This window comes from Flammeovirga yaeyamensis, from assembly GCF_018736045.1.
GTDB lineage: Bacteria > Bacteroidota > Bacteroidia > Cytophagales > Flammeovirgaceae > Flammeovirga > Flammeovirga yaeyamensis.
Window position 1 is genome coordinate 1,465,457 of sequence record NZ_CP076133.1, and the last position, 17,130, is coordinate 1,482,586.

6 protein-coding genes are annotated in these 17,130 nt (G+C 36.6%); 1 reads left to right on the forward strand and 5 read right to left on the reverse strand.

Going from position 1 to position 17,130, the window contains the following annotated elements; genetic code table 11:
• Positions 1–3: 3 nt before the first annotated feature.
• From KMW28_RS25675 to KMW28_RS25690, 4 genes are all read right to left on the reverse strand, one after another.
• Positions 4–1,932 carry a right-handed parallel beta-helix repeat-containing protein gene (locus KMW28_RS25675; RefSeq protein ID WP_215585907.1) on the reverse strand — a complete coding sequence of 643 codons (1,929 nt, stop codon included), beginning with the start codon at positions 1,930–1,932 and terminating at the stop codon, positions 4–6.
• A 121-nt stretch (positions 1,933–2,053) separates the two neighbouring features.
• Positions 2,054–3,601, reverse strand: a complete 1,548-nt coding sequence (locus KMW28_RS25680) for a RagB/SusD family nutrient uptake outer membrane protein (RefSeq protein ID WP_169663769.1) — start codon at positions 3,599–3,601, stop codon at positions 2,054–2,056.
• 13 nt (positions 3,602–3,614) lie between these two features.
• Complete coding sequence (locus KMW28_RS25685) at positions 3,615–7,139, reverse strand: SusC/RagA family TonB-linked outer membrane protein (protein WP_169663770.1); 3,525 nt, start codon at positions 7,137–7,139, stop codon at positions 3,615–3,617.
• 152 nt (positions 7,140–7,291) lie between these two features.
• Positions 7,292–8,362 (reverse strand): FecR family protein, encoded by a 1,071-nt coding sequence (locus KMW28_RS25690; RefSeq protein WP_169663771.1) that lies wholly within the window; start codon positions 8,360–8,362, stop codon positions 7,292–7,294.
• Between the two features lie 370 nt (positions 8,363–8,732).
• Between KMW28_RS25690 and KMW28_RS25695 the strand changes: the two genes are divergently transcribed.
• Entirely contained in the window at positions 8,733–9,284 is a 552-nt protein-coding gene (locus KMW28_RS25695) for an SMI1/KNR4 family protein (RefSeq protein WP_169663772.1), read from the forward strand.
• Between the two features lie 289 nt (positions 9,285–9,573).
• On the opposite strand, the gene KMW28_RS25700 is transcribed toward KMW28_RS25695, so the two are convergent.
• Complete coding sequence (locus tag KMW28_RS25700) at positions 9,574–17,016, reverse strand: fibronectin type III domain-containing protein (protein WP_169663773.1); 7,443 nt, start codon at positions 17,014–17,016, stop codon at positions 9,574–9,576.
• Positions 17,017–17,130 lie beyond the last annotated feature (114 nt).

Genomic DNA, 17,130 nt, shown 5'->3' on the forward strand with positions numbered 1-17,130 from the left:
GGTTTAGTTTGTTGTAGAGGTTTCAAAATATCCAATATCAGGAGCGCTTCCCTCAAAAGGTAGATCCATATTTTTACCCGCATCAATAAGTGGACTGCCCACTTTCGGTACATAATATTGATTACTCATATCTCCAGTTTTCCAAATCAAGGCATCACCAAAAAGGTTTTGACTTTCAGTGATTTGATCAGAGAGTTTCCATTCAGAACCATCTAGAAAATTATGGGTAAACATCACCTGACCACCAACAGAGTAAACATCGAATGTTTTGCTTTCAATAAATAAGTTATTGTGAATGTTGAACTCGCCTAAATTCTGACCCTTTATCAAGATTCCATAAACATTTTTATCAAAAACATTATTATAAATGTGGATATCATCAAATGTCCAATCTTGGCTGTTATCAATATAAATTCCAGAACCACCTGCCCAATTGTATTGGTAGCGATCATTTCGAAAAATATTATTTCTGATGTGGATGTTTTCCCTTCCCATATTCCATAAAGCAATGCCCATTCCCTTGTTTTCAATCAAACAATCTCGTATCAAAACATGGGGTGTTCCAATTTCCAATCCTTCTTTTGAACTGACTTTATTTTGATCTGATATATGAATATTATAAACTTCAATGTTTAATGATGAAGCTTTCGCATTAAATATCCTAGGGTGATTTACCAAAGACAACCAAGTATTTGATACGACATCATGCACCTTATTTCCTGGCCCTAAATTCCATAATTCTATGGCAATATCTTCACCCCATAACTCATCTTCTTCGCTTAAATTTGTGGTGATATTATAGAATTCGCAATCTCTAAAATAACCATCAAACATAAATTTGATACCATAACCTTCGTCATCATCAATTTGTATGTTGTAAATCTCAGCACCTTTTAACTGTCCCAAATTCAAGTTTCCAGAAGATCCATTATCAAAATCTTTACTGCTATTGATAAACGAACAATCATTTACTCGAATACCTTCTAAATAATACTCCGGTTCTTTGTACCATTCTTTGTTTCCTGCAGCAATTATCGCCCCTCTCATCTCACAGTTTTTGATAGTTAAATCATGAAGATGAATATTATTACGATTCTCTACCCAAAGTCCCGCTTTCAGTTGTTTATTTTCTCCATCAATCGTTAAATGACTCACTGATTGATTTCCATCAACCGGAGCAAGTGCTTTGGAACCCAAATACCGTTTAACTTCACGATCTGGAGAAATCAATTGAATTAAACTTCCTTCATACCAATTGCTGTAATCTTTCGATAATGTATTGATATTGTCGGGTACACTCACACCACTAGAACGGATAATCACATTCTCTTTATTTTCCCCTTTTAAATGAATTCCAGGCTTTATCATAATCGGCTCCACTTCCTGATACTCTCCATTAAAAATATAAAGCGTATCGTTTTCATTTTCAGGTATAAAATGAGCGGCATATGAAATTGATTTAAAAGGCTGATCGATTGTTCCAGATAAAGGATGATCAATACCATTTGGGGAAACATAATATATAATTTGAGATGGAGAAGGAGAGGCTTCGCCAAATATTGTTCTTAACTGATAATTGGATAACGAGATTCCAACTTGAGTGTCATTTTCATCAAAAATTAAAACTCTCCAGAATAAATAGGCACCGAAGGGTAATTCCTCTTCTAAAGTAATCTGATGTTCTGTAGTTTCTCGTTCTAAAACAATGTCATTGAATAAAGAATCATAAGCTATTTGTAATTGATAATAGGAGGCATTCCCGACGGTATCCCACTCAAAAGAAGGCAATACCTCAACATCAATTACTTGATGTGCAGGAGATACTAAATCAAATGTTGAGTAAATGATTTCAGGTTCTTTTTCTGTAGTATCCAGTTGTTCTTTACAACCGATCATTAGAAAAAGAGACAAAATGTATGTTAGCATTTTCATGGGAGTGGAATAATATGAATTTGGGAAGTAGGGACGCTGCAGAGCAACGTCCGTACACTTGTCCAAATGAAAATTAGAGTACTACAGTCCTCCGAAGAGGATCAATATTGAATTCAACTTTTTATAAATTCTCGTTATAGATACTTTCTTCTGTAGGAATAGCCCAAACAAAACTTTCACTATCGTAAGGTTCTGTGGCAAATCCTTCTCTATCTCCAGGAGGAATATTCATTTTTAAAGATCTTAAATAATCCACACGATCAGGCTCACCAAACATTTCGACCATTCGCTCTGTATGAATCAAATCTTCTGTCAAATCTCCAGTAGATATTTCGACAAATGCACCACCCACTGTTTCATCCCAAGAACGTTGTCTTACTTTATTTAGATCACTTGCAGAACCAGTTAAATCACCATTTTTAAATCGTAGAATACTTCTAGTTAGCTGAATTTCTCCTAAACGAATTAAGGGTACGTTTGTAAAGAATAGTTCTGCACTCTTATAATATTTAAATGGCCAAACTGTGGTAACATCTTGGATTTCAACTCTAGAGTCGACATCCATATTTCCACTCGCTTTATCTGCAGGATAACGAACCGCCATTAACTGTTGGAATCGTTTATCTCTACGTGCTTCGATATTGAATAAAATAGAGTTAGGGGTCTTCAACCAATTTAATTTATTGATCAGTGTATTCGACATTCTATTCTCTGTCCAGCTACACATCAAATTATTTTCGTACGTGTGGTTAATTACACTAAAGTGATGAGGAGTAGCTAAAGTGATATCATAGAAAGGAATATAGAAAATTGTTTCTCTTCCTCTTTCTAGCCCTACTTTATTAAACGCCTCAATTGGATCTTCTGATAAATCATATTCACCGCCATTTTGATCAATTATCTCATTACAAAGTGATAAAGCATCGGTATATTCTCCTCTAGAAAAATGTACCTTCATCAACATCGCTTTAGCAGCAAATTTATTGGCTCTTACCGAATAACTTTGATGATGTACCCCTTCTAAATATTTATCAGGTAACAATTCAGTTGCCTTTTTGAAATCACTTAAAATCAGGTCGAAAATTTGCTGTGTAGTACCAGTTTCTGGACTTTTAGCTTCTTCCAATGAATTTGGATATGTCAATCGCAAAGGCAAGTCGGGTGTGTTGTTATTACCAGAAGGAGAGTAGGCATGACCGTAGAAAGTCTGAAGATAATAATAGGCCATACCTCTCATGAAATAAATTTCACCGACAATTCTGTCGAAGTTATTTCTTTTATTTTCATCGCTTGCTCCAGGGAAAGGGTCTCCATTGTTGTCAGCAATAAATTCTAAAGCATTATTTGCCGAACTTATGGTTCTATACAACAAATTGAAGTTTCTTTTTGACCATGTATTGTGTTCTTTTGTGTTTCTCCAATAGCCCCAACTTGGGTCACTAACCCAATTCACGTCATCGCCCATACTATTTTTGAAAATGGCATAATTCACGTAAGGGATATTCCAATGATGTCCACTGTATACACTGGCATACAATCCAATAGGAACTCTTTCGAACTCATCAATGGTGGTCCAAGGATTTTGTGGTGGTCGTTCTAAATCAAAGTAGTTTTCGCAACTGCTTAAAGATAGAGTAATGATGATAAGTAATAGTCTAATATATTTCATAGTTCATACTTCTTTAGAAGTTGGCATTTAGTCCAATTACAACAGATTTAGTTTGAGGTATTGATGAAGAGAATTTTACAAATTCAGCACCTTCAGGGTCAAAGCCTGGATATTCAGTAAATGTCCATAAGTTGGTACCTTGTACATAAATTCTAAATGATTTCATTCTCAGTTTACTGCATAACTGATCAGAGAAATTATAACCAAGAGAAACATTTCTTAAACGAATAAAATCGCCTTTATAAAGTTCTCTATTATGATATACATCTGAGTTATCGAATCCTGTCATTGGTTTTCCATCAACAATGTAAGTACCTCTTGCTCTTAATTGAGGGTATTTTGTTACATCTCCTTCTTTTTTCCAAGAATCCGTTCTCACTTCGGATAATAACATTCTGGTCTCATTAGGCACTGTAGAAATCTGACGGTCATAATCCATAATATAATTACCACCTGAGAACGTAAACATAAAGCTGAAGTCAAAACCTTTAAAATTGAATGAGTTGGTGATACCACCATAATAGGTAGGGTCTGCAGATTTACCTTCTTGATAGAACCTGTTTTGTTCCATATTAGTGGTAGTGGCATAGGTTAAACTATCTTGACCAGCTGAGTTCTGAGCCCTTCTTGTTTCCCCAGTTTGATTATAATGATTTTGATCGACGACATAGATCATCGGGACACCATTTGATGGATCAACACCTGCCCAATCAGAAATATACCACTCTTTTCTTTTTCTACTAGATCTAGATACAGAAGGAGTATTACTGTGGATTAACCCTTTACCAGTATCATCCAATTCTGGAGTTAGACTAATAATTTCGTTTTTGTTCAAAGCGATATTAAAACTAGTTCTCCACTCGAAACTTCCTTTTTTGATATTGACAGTATAGAATTCTAATTCTAAACCAGAGTTGATCATATCACCCACATTACTAAAAATGGAGTTTTTATCGTAATCGTAAGTGCCTTGTCCAAAATCTAAATTATCCGACGATACACCTGCTGACCAGGGTACAGGAACAGGAAGTAACATACCATCTACATATCTGGAATAGTAAGCAATAGAACCATTGATTTTATTTCCTAAGAATCCAAAGTCCAAACCAACGTCGGCACTTCTTGTGGTTTCCCAAGTCAGGTTGTTCACGGCGAGGTTGATAGGCAATGTACCATTCACACCCATAATACTCTGGCCACCGTAAGAAACGTTTCCGTTATAGTTAATTACATCTAATCCCGATTGAACATTTTGGTTACCCGTCTCTCCATAACTACCTCTTAGTTTTAAAGTGACATCATCACCTAAAAAGTCCATAAAAGGTTCGTCGGATAAGAACCATCCTGCAGAAGCAGCTATAAAAGTACCCCAACGGTGGTCAGCTGTAAAAGCAGAAGTTCCATCCCTTCTTAAACTGATACCAAATAAATATTTATTGTTGAATTTATAATTAAAACGACCAAAGAAACCCATTAAGTAACGTTCTCCATTTAAACCGGCATACATATCAGTCATTACATTAGGGTTACCTAATTCTTGATAAATACCGGTCAATCCTTCTCCTTGTAACACTCTAGAATACTGACTCATTTGTTGAGTTTCTAAACCACCAACAATATTAAAATCATGTTTTTCAAATGTTTTCTGATAAGTAAGGAAACCATTAACATTAATACTAGAGTAGGTGACTGCTTCTTCACGAGCCCTAGAAGTAGGTTCTTGGCCACCATTTAAATAAATGTCTTTACTCTGCCATTCTACCACATTACTCTGTAAGATATCAGTAGATAATTCTGAGCGGAACGATAATCCATCCACACCAGGGATTTTATAATCCAAGTAAAGACCTGCCAATCCACGGTATTGCTTCACATTGTTTAATGTGTTTCTTGGATCATTCATGGCAACAGGATTGGATCCCGTGTAGGGGTTGTAGTAGTTCGTAGGATTGTTAGGATCCTGAACAGGGAACCAAGGCAATGCATAAGTGATCACACTTGTTGTACCACTTTCTCTTCTTTCGTTATTTGTATAAGCAATATTGATTTTCGCTCCGAATTTTAAACGATCTCCACCAGGTTTAAAATCAAGGTTGGATAAAAGACCAAAGCGCTCAAAATTATTGTGATTTTGTACCCCTTTATCGTTTCTATAGTTTGCTGAAATATAAAGTGCTAGGTCATCAAAACCTCTTGAACTTGACAAATTGTAATCGTGATACACACCTGGTCTAAAGAGTTCATTGAACCAATCGGTATTGATTTTTTCGGCATCTTCTCTATCAATTTTAGTGGTAGCAAAAGGAGAGAAGCGGTAGTGGTCACTTGTTTTAAAATTCCTTGAATAAGTATTCTGATACGCTTCGTCCATAATACCAAACCAATCGTTGGTATTGGAATAACCTAAATCTTGTGGCGTTCGAGTAAGTTGAGAAAAACCTGTTGAATGAGAGAAAGAAGTATAACCTGTTCCTTTTTTACCACTTTTGGTAGTCACTAAGATAACACCATTCGAACCTCTTGATCCATAAATTGATGTAGCAGCAGCATCTTTTAATACTTCTATACTTTCAATATCATTAGGGTTAATCAAAGACATTGGGCTTTGTCCGGAACTACCTAAACCATATGGATTACTATACACCGGCATACCATCAATTACCCATAAAGGATCTGTACTAGAGTTAATAGAACCTGTACCTCTAATTTTAATGACCGTTCTAGCACCTGGAGCACCACCAGAAGTTTGTACTGATACACCTGCGGCCATACCTTGTAAACTCGCTTCAAAACTTGGATTTTGAGTTACTTCTAAGGCATCACCTTTTACGGAAGAAACAGAACCAATAATATCTGCTTTCTTTTGTGTACCATAACCCACAACAAGAACTTCTTCTAAAGCGGTTACTTCCCTTACTAATTGAACATTAAATGATGTTCTATTGCCTACTCTAAACTCTTGAGTTTTGTAACCAATAGCCGATATCATTAAGTAATTAAATTTATCTACAAGCATGGTGAATTTACCTTCAAAATCAGTAGATGCACCAATTGTTGTTCCTTTAATGATTACGTTGGCTCCAGGGACCGTCATTCCAGTGTCGTCAGTAACGACCCCAAACACCTTTACTTTTTTACTTTCTTGCTCTGGTTCTTCTTCTGAAATCACTTTTGTATCATCTCTAGAGAAAATCACTTTATTGTTCTCAATGGCAAACTTTATGGGTTTGTTGGATAACAATTGTGTAAGTACCTCTTCAATTGAAGCTTCAGAACAAGAGAAATTAATATTGTTGTAGTTGTCAAACAAATGACTCACATAGATAAAATCATAATTAGTTTTTTCTTTAAGATCTGTAATAACTTGTTTCAGGCTTTGATTCTTAATAGTAAGAGTAATTTTATTAGCTGCTACAGTTTGTGCATTTAAGTGATTAGAGAGACCGAAAAGGCTTATAAAGCTTAAAAAACACAAGCAATGAAAAGCTAGCCTGATAAATGAGTACCGTTTCATATCAGGTTTTGGAATTTTTTTCATAACTTTGAAATGATTTTATTAAACATCTTATTAATACTCAGTCCTTTGTCGCATTAGGATTTTGTATTATTGAAAAGGTCGGTACTTCACTACTGACCTTTTTTTAATGAAAATGCAGTTCAAATTTCATGTTTTTTGGAGAGCTTCACACTTTATGGACAACCTTGCCCAGAGAGTATTACTGTATTTTTCTCCATTCTGTAAGAATATCCCATGGCTTGGCAGATCACTTTAATTTTATCTTGGAAAGACATGTCAAGTAAGGTCGCATTTAGCTGACATGATCCCAATTTCGATCTATCCATGATGATTTCTACACCATAAAATTTTTCAAGTACATCGACCACGTAAGTCACAGGTGCATCTACAAAAGTAAATGTTGATGAGATGTGATCGGCATTGTCCATCATCGTTACTTGTTTAGAGGCATTGTTCAATCGAAGTGCTTGATTTTCGATTAAGATTTCTCCTTTAGTCACTCCAGATAAGATATCTTTATCCGAAGCTTCTTCTGTGAAAACGGCTACTTTACCTGTCACGACTGACACCATAGAGTTTTCACCATCAGAAAAGTCCTTGATACTAAAACTTGTTCCTACTACTCGAGTAGTTACATTTTCTGAAGATACGATGAATGGTTTCTTTTTATTTTTGGCAATTTCAAAAAATCCCTCACCTTCTAAATACACCTTTCGAAGGTCATTATCGAAGGTTTTAGGGTACTTCAGCGTACTATTTGGCGATAATACTACTGAACTGCCATCTGATAGTAACACAGTTGTGGAATGACTCCTATTGTTTTCGATACTTACTAAATTAGTATCAAAGAATTGCGAAATTTCGGATGAATTAAACCATCCTATAGTACCAATAATTACTGCGACAGCGGCGGCATATCTTGTCACGTTTTTCCAAACTCCTAAAGAAGCTTTTTCATTCATTTCATTTGTATGACCTACTTGATGTTGAATAATCGATGATTTTAATCGATCTTTTACTCTATCTTTCGCTCTCACCACTTCGAAGTCTTCGAATTCCGGCTCTACTATTTTGAGGTACATTTTTTTCGCTTTCTGTATCTCATCATAATATTCAGGATGATGACTCACCCAATCGTTCCAGAACTGAGCGTCCTTATCTTCACCTAAGGGCTCCTTCAACCAACTTACAAATCCTTCCTCTTGTAGGAAGTCCGCCGCTTTATAATCTTTGTACTTATTCATTATCTAATTAGAAAAAAGAAACTGCATTTTCATATATATAAAGATGCTTTTCCTTTGCTTAACTCACTTTTGGGAAATAAAAATATTAAAAATTTATATTTTGTTGGTATTGCTGTGGTTTTGTGTGTTTTATAGTTTAAAGTTATCATTCTATTTTTTTCAATATTAAGTGATAACGATTAAGATGAAAATTGGAACAGCTGTCTAAAGTGATGGGAAATTCTATAGGTATTACGAAATATCTGTATATTCGAGACCAATTGGAATACAATATGGTAATATAAGAAATCTATAAAATGATATAGAATAAAAAAAGCAAACAATCATATTGAATAAACAAATGCAGTAAATCTTGAACCAATAGATATACATGATGCTGTTAAATATACTGGTAGAAATAATTAATGTATTTAAAGAAAAAAGAATGATTTTTAAGAAGAAGAATGAGTTTGGGGTATTGTCCTCAGATAGAATCAAAGAGTTTGAAGCTAAATATAATTTTCATCTTCCAGAAGCTTACACAAATATGCTTTTAAATTCAAATGGTGGATTTTTAAAGAAAAACATATTTAAAAATAACGAAAGTACTGAAGAATACTATTTATTTGTTCTATATGGTTTAGATACAATGAAAAGTATTTTTAACCTTGAAAATAAGATTGAAATTTTTAAAGAAAGGATCCCAAAGCCATCGATCTATTTACCGATAGGAGATGATCACGGAGGTAATTTATTTTTACTTAATCTAATAAATAAAAAAATATATTTCTGGGATCATAATACAGGATATAAAAGAGAAAAAAAATTAGAATTTGTTGCTGAATCTTTAAATTATTTTTTATCTAATTTAGAATTATCTATTTCTAAATTAGATAAAAAACCAAATGTTATAATTAAGGACGGTAAATTTATCATTGATTAATTCCTAAAATTCATTGAATGAACCTCCCATTGTTCGTAGTGTTAGACATTAGAGTCACTGCGAACATTCTTCCTACTTAGTACTTTCAACAATATTCATAAGTGAAGAGTCAGCATCATAATTAACTTGTTAGTTGTGTAAGTTTCTAATTATTCAAATCAAAATACGAAAATTCACAAGGATTTACTTTTCAAAAGTATCAATCATAAAATCTAATTAAACAAGGAATAAAAAAAACGAGCCTATAATCTATAGACTCGTTTCACATTATTACTGATTTTAAAACTTTCTATCTAACTATTAATTTCTTAGTGATAGCACCTTCATTCGTGTGTAACATCACAAAGTATAAACCAGATGGTAAATTCCCTGTAGTGATTCTTACATCCTCATTTGAAGGCGATAACACTCGCATCACCTTACCTTCTGATGAAAGCAATTGTATGTTCTCTATGACCACATCTTGAGGAGCAGAAACAACTGTATAATCATTGGCAGGGTTAGGAATTAGTAATACTTCTAACTCTTCCTGAAGACCAATGTTAGTCGTTCTTGATCCAGATGAACCATATTCATATGCTCCTATATCTGGAGAAGAACCATTGTAAGGATGACCAATATCTACACCTGCATCTACCAAATTACTATTTGATGTTGCTGGAGCATAATAATCTTCCCAACGTTGTCCTGTTGCTTTAAACTGAGGGTTAGCCACTAAATTGCCCGATTGTGAAGTGATGCCTGTTACATTATGGGTAACATCTCTCATGTTATTTCTGTAAGTAGCGTTACTTACCGATGCAGCACCATACAGATAGAAATCGTAATTTTCTGCTAACATATTGGTAGAGACGTTATTGGCGATATCCAATCCATCTACAGTACCTTTCCAAACGGAAATCACTTTCAATGGTGAACCACCACCTGTCACAAGATTATCAAATACATTGTTGTGAATTTTGATGTCTTCCATTTTCGGAACTTCATCCGCCACAATAAAGATCGCACCTGCATCTGCCCAAACGGCTTGAGGTTGCGTATTTCTAAAGATATTGTTTCTGATGGTCACTTTTCTTTCTGCTTGTAACCATTGTGCAATACCCCAACCTTTATTCTCGATATAGTTACCATACACTTCAGTTCCTGAACAGGCTACCTCGATCGCTTCTTTTAATGAAGTGCCATCGTTATCGATGATTTTACAATCATATACTTTAAGATGGGCACCTGCAGAAGCTGGGTTATTGAATGTATTGGCCCAGTTCACAAAAGAGAACCAAGTATTGGCATCCAAACGATACACTTCATTTCCTGGACCTAAGTTCCAAAGCTCAATAGCAATGTCTTCTGTCCATAATGGGTCGTCCTCGTTGACAGAGATCGTACAATCGTGAATCTTGGTGTTTTTGTAATACCCTTCGAAGATAAACTTGATACCATAACCATACTGACAATCAATATCAATATTATAAATCTCTGCTCCATCTGTATGAGCGATGTTCAAGTTACCCAAAGATTCATCACTTAAGTCAGCGGCTGCATCGATAAACGACATATCGTGCATCACTAAATTTTTGATGTAATATGGAGGTTCTTCACGTCCTTGTTTCTGACCAAAACAAGCTACTGCACCACGTTGTGCTGTATTTTGAATAGTGACATGATGTATCGTCACATTATCTCTAGCTTGTAACCAAAGACCTGCTTTCAAACTACGGTTAGAACCATCAATTGTAAATCCAGAGATTGTTTGATTTCCGTTTGCGGGAGCGACAGCCGGACTGTATTGATCGACCACATAAGAAGGGGAGATCAACTGAATAAGAGAACCTACATAATCCTCTTTTCCACCGCCAGAACCTAAGTTCCCTGCTTTAAGAATAGTTACTCCTTCACCAGAACCTAACAAGTTGACACCTGTCGGAATTTGTATCTCACTTGTTTCTATAAACTCACCAGGGTGAACAAAGATGGTTTTGCCTTGATCAGCGACTACTTGAGAAGCCGCATAAGCAACAGTACGGTATGGATTACTCGCTGTACCGTTTCCACTTCCATCATTACCCGAAAGTTTTACATGAACTAAACCATCTTGATTTCCAGTGGTAAAATCGGCCACGCCGCCTGTCACATCTGTAGAACCAGAAGAATTCACAGCAGTCACTTTCCAATAGTATTTTGTCGTTGCACTTAATGAATTAGTGTCTGTATAACCCGTTGAAGTTATTCCAGACTCATTAATTACCGGACTAGATAGATTACTATTTTCAGAAACAACGATCGTATAGCTATCTGCTTCAAATGAACTACTCCAAGTGAAGAAAGGATTCCATGAAGTACCCGTTACACCATCAGTCGGCTGAATAATAGAGAAATCTCCCGGTAAAGGTTGAGCTTCAGTTGTGAAACTGAATGTATTATTACCAGCTTCTAATGTACCACCTTCGTTTACTGCTGTCACGGCCCAGTAATACGTTGTACTTGTTGGGAAAGCATCAGTAGTTGGAACAGTGTAAGAATTCGTTTCTAAACCTCTAGCATCTACAATTGGATTACTTAAGTTCGAATTGGTAGACACTACTAAATCATAAGATGTCGCTAAATTCGAAGCTGTCCAAGTAAATGTAGGCACTCTTGAAACACCGTTTGATGCATTCGTTGGAGCACTTAATGTAAAGGCTTCCGGAGCCGGTAAATTCGATAATAAGTAACTTGATAAAACATTACCACTTACGATACTCCAAACGCTATCACCTGGTTTTTTCCAAGCCATTTGAGCATGGTCACCACCATCTTTCTCCTTATGAAGCACCTCGAAATAATATTCCTTACCTGCTTCTAAAGTAATACCGCCCGATTTCTGAGTAGGATATTTATCATAGTTCCCTGCATACGTCCAACCATCAAAATAAGCCACTCTTACCTTATTGGCTTTGTAAGCATCAGTACTTAACCATAACTCCACATCATCATCACCTGATACGGCGAACTCATAGCTACCTGTTACGGTAGGTAATAAATAACCCCAAAGACGCTGACCAAAATCAGAACCTTGTTCAGAAGGCGTTTGTGTAGAATTCACTTTAGAAACTGCATCAGGATAGTTAGGGTAATTCACATGCGATGTCAAGTTAACAATGTCATCACCTTCAATACCGTCCCACTTTTCTAAGTTCACTAAACCATCGCCTACCAATGGACCTGAAACTGTTGTAAACGATAAACCATTATTTGAGGCATCAGCAGTACCCATTACATTTACTGCACTGACTTTCCAATAATACGTCGTTTCATCATTTAATGGCACCGTTGGCGTAAAGCTTGTTGTCGCAATACCTGATTGATTAATCGTTGGATTCGAGAAATTACTTTGAGTAGAAACAACAACTGTGTAACTAGCAGCATCCGAAGAAGCATTCCATGAGAATTGAGGTGTTTTTGATACCCCATTTCCGCTAGGTGAGTTCAACGTAAATCCACCAGGAGCAGGAGTGACGTCTTCTGTAGTAAATTTCTGACCATTGTTTGAAGCATTGGTATTTCCTACAACATTAATCGCTCTTACTCTCCAATAATAGGCTTTATTGTTATCCAAAATAGCAGTAACCACATGAGAATTATCCGTAATTCCCGATTGTGTATATACAATATTACCGAAACTAGAATTTGTAGCTACATCTACTTGATACGATTGTGCATACAATGCAGCTCCCCAAGTCAAAGCAGGAGTAACTGATACATCGTTTGCATTGTTACTTGGTGAGTTTAATGAGAAACTACCCGGTACTTGTGTTGGCACTGAATTGTATTCCCAACGACCAATATCTGGAGCAGAACCGCTGAATGCATCGCCAATATCAGTACCTGCATCTACTACCAAACTACTATTTGATGCTGGCTCATAGAATGTAGTTACACGATTACCCGATTCCACCAATCCAGGATTTCCAGAGACATTATTAGAACCAGATAAAGAGGAATTAAAGGCGGCTTTTTGAGAATTTGAATGGTACTTCAAGTTATGAGAAGCACTACCAGATCCACCTTTCACATCATCACCTTCCGTCATGTAGAAAATATTGTTTTTGATGTCCACGTTAGTTGCAGGACCTAAATCCAATGCTACACCCATTTTATCAAATACATTATTGTAGATCATCACGTTAGTAGCAGGGTCTGGAATAAATACCGCAGCACTATTACCAAAACCAAAGTTTGGCTGTCTTGCTACATTATTGATGATGTTATTCTTAATCAAGAAGTTCTTCTTTAATGTTTGTCCCTGACCATTCCATATCGCAATCCCGAAACCTTTGTCTTGGAAATAACAATCTGAGATCTCCACACCAGATAATGCCGCTTCGATCGCTTCTTTTCCAGAAGAACCATCTTCATCGATCATCACAACATTACGAATCTTTAGGTTGTTGACTTCATCACCTGTTGGTTCGTATTCTGTGATCTGACCGTGATTTACATAAGAATGCCAAGTGTTACAATTGATATTGTACACCTCATTTCCTTGATCAAGGTTCCAAAGCTCAATAGAGATTTTCTCACCCCAAGCCGCATCTTGTTCGTTTACTGTGATGTCACAATCGTGGATTTTCACATTTCTATAGTGTCCCACCATGATGAATTTGATACCGTAACCTACATTGTCATTGATAGTTATATTGTAAATATCTGCACCATCTAAACCTGCAAGACAAAGGTTACCCAATGTTTCGCTTCCCAGTTGTGCACCGTTATTGATAAACTCTACATCGTGGATCGTAGAATTATGCATCCACATTCCTTCCGGCATTGGCTCGTACCACCATAAATCACTACGCGTAAATACTGCACCTCTTTGTTCACAATTCTGAACTTTTACATGATGCATTGTCACGTTATTTCTGTTTTGAACCCAGATACCAGCCTTCACTTGTTTGTTGGCACCGTCAACTGTAAAACCTGTTAGATATTGATTACCATTTGATGATGGAATCATTTCATCAGGAGAACCATACAGTACCGCATCTCCACCTTGATATCCACCAGAGTACAATTGAATTAAACTACCATGGTACCATAATTTCCAATCACCAGAAGTAACATCTACTCCAGCATCTACTGGAACTGATCCGGCAGAAGTAATCGTTACTTGATCTACACCCGCACCTTCTAAGTTAACACCAAGAGGTACTTTTACAGGCTGAGTTTCCACATAAGTACCTGCAGCAATATGAAGGGTGTTATTCTGTCCGGCTGGAATTTGAGAAACAGCATACGCCAATGTTTTCCAAGGATTACCTGCAGATCCATTACCATTCGCATCGCTACCGCTCGTAGAAACATAGAAGGAACCTGTCACCACATCTCCAGTCGTAAACTTGATGCCATTATTTGAAGCATTTGTTGAACCAACACTGTTGTTTGCAACTACTTTCCAGTAATAATCTTTTGAGGCATCCAAAGCATTACCGCTTGAATAACTCGTCGAAGTAATTCCAGATTGATCAATCACCGGACTGCTAAAGTTAGCGTTATCGTCCACAGTAATATGATAGGAGGTCGCTGCAGAAGCGGCTGACCAATTAAATTGAGGGAATCGACTTACATCTTGAGCGTTTGCACTCGGTGCACTTAAACTAAAGCTTCCTGGAGGAGGAGGAACTAAAGTAGTAAATTGAGTTTTTGTCGATGAAGTTGATCCTGTAGGGTTAGTAGCCGTTACTTGCCAATAATAAGTGGTGGCATCAGATAGATTGGCCGAATAAGAAGTGGCCGTAATACCTGACACATCCACAAGAGGATTAGAAAGGTTACTGTTGGTAGATACCTTTATCGCATAGCTGCTTGCATCAGATGAACTTCCCCAAGTGAATGAAACATTTGTCGCTACATCCACTTCATCATCCGAAGGAGAAGTATGTGAAAATGCTCCTGGTAATGGAAGTGGGTCAGAGGTAGTGAAACTTCTTGAACCACCTTCTGTTGTACCATTCGAATTAGTCGCACTTACTTTCCAATAATAGGTTGTGCTGTAATCCAAACCAGTTGGCTGACAGTTTGTGACCGTTAATTGTTGGTTGTAAACAGGACTTGAAAAATCACTATTGTTATCGACCAATACGGTATATGAATCAGCTCCTGATGCTGCATTCCATGATAATTGTACCGAAGGTAAAACATCGATAGCGTTATTAGCAGGACTAATCAAGGAGAAACTTGAAGGAGGAACGGATGAACCATCCAATAATTCAACATAATCAATATAAACGGAGACGGATACATTTGAAGTTCCATCCAATTCAACTCCTTGATATCCCGCAGGAATCGTAAACGCATCAGTAGTTAGTATTTGCCAATCGCCCCATCCATTTGTTGGAGGGAAAGATAAATCTTGCACTTTTGCCGAACCTACCTTTAAATCAATATTATTGATCGTTTGACCTGATCCGTTGGAATAACGGATGTTCAATACAGCTGGAGTATCATCATTGTATGATTGCTCAAATTTTGCAGATGACCACTCACTTACAAAGTCTTTGATATAACCTGTACCCGAATAACCCGATTCAGAACTTGCTACATTACAATTTCCTTTGTTCATGTTTTCTGCTTCGAAAATCTCTCCGCTTGATGGAGGAGGATTTACGACCACTGCATCTTCAGTCGTAAATGAATATACTTGATTAGAAGCATCTACAGAACCATCCGAATTAGAAGCTGTTACGCCCCAATAATAGGTTGTACTGTTAACTAAACCCGAAATTGCCAAAGAGGTAGAACTTGTTGTTTGATCCACTATACTACCACTTAAATTACTGTTGGTAGATACTTTAACTTGGTAAGAAGTAGCATCACTTGAAGCTGACCATTGTAAAGTCAATGATGTATTTTGATCAGCAGCTCCATTGGAAGGCGCCGTTAACGAAAAGCTACCCGGAGGTGTTGGTGAAGTTGGCTCATCTACTGTTGTAAATGATAAAACAGCATTATTAGCTACTGTATTACCATCCGCATTATTGGCTGTTACTTCCCAATAATATTGCGTTTGATAATTCAATCCAGAAATCTGATACGACGTACCGTTTACTGTTGTATTGACAATAGGTGACGACAAGTTACTATTGGCTGAAACTACCAAAGTATAATCGTCAGCATCACTTGATGAACCCCAAGAAAGGTTAGGAGACAAAGCAATATCAATAGCATTCGCAGAAGGTGCTATTTGATTAAAACTTCCCGGAGGGGTTGGAGTAGGAGTGCCGCCACCACCTTGAATATCATCGCCTAAACGAAGTTCCAAGTAATCAATATTCACTGAATTACTTGCATTAGTCATCGCATCGATTTTTACGTTTTGATAACCAACAGGAAGAGAAAAGTCCACTACTAAATCGGCCCATGTAGACCAATCTCCGGTAGTAGGAAAGACAAGATCAGCCACTTTTCCAGAACCAACATTTAAAGATAAATGAGTGACGTTTCCGGAATGTCCATTTGCATATCGAATAACAATCTGTGCTGCTTGAGTTTCTGAGTTACTTTTATCAAAACCTAAATAAGACCACTCGGAAGTGATACCTGTGACATACCCTGAACCTGAGTACCCGCTATAGGTACTACTTACATTTACATTGCCTTTGTTAGTGTTCTCTGCTTCATGAAAGTCAGTCTGACCTAAAAGTTGAAGTGGAAGAAGTGCAAATAGTAGTAGAGGGATTTTTAAAAAATTGAGCATAGTGAGCTGGTCAAAGAAGTTGTAGTTCTTTGTTATTTCATTTCTGTAAAACATACTTTCATTTAATTTTTAATTTGAATGATGTTTATATAGCTTGGCCGCGCATAAAAATTT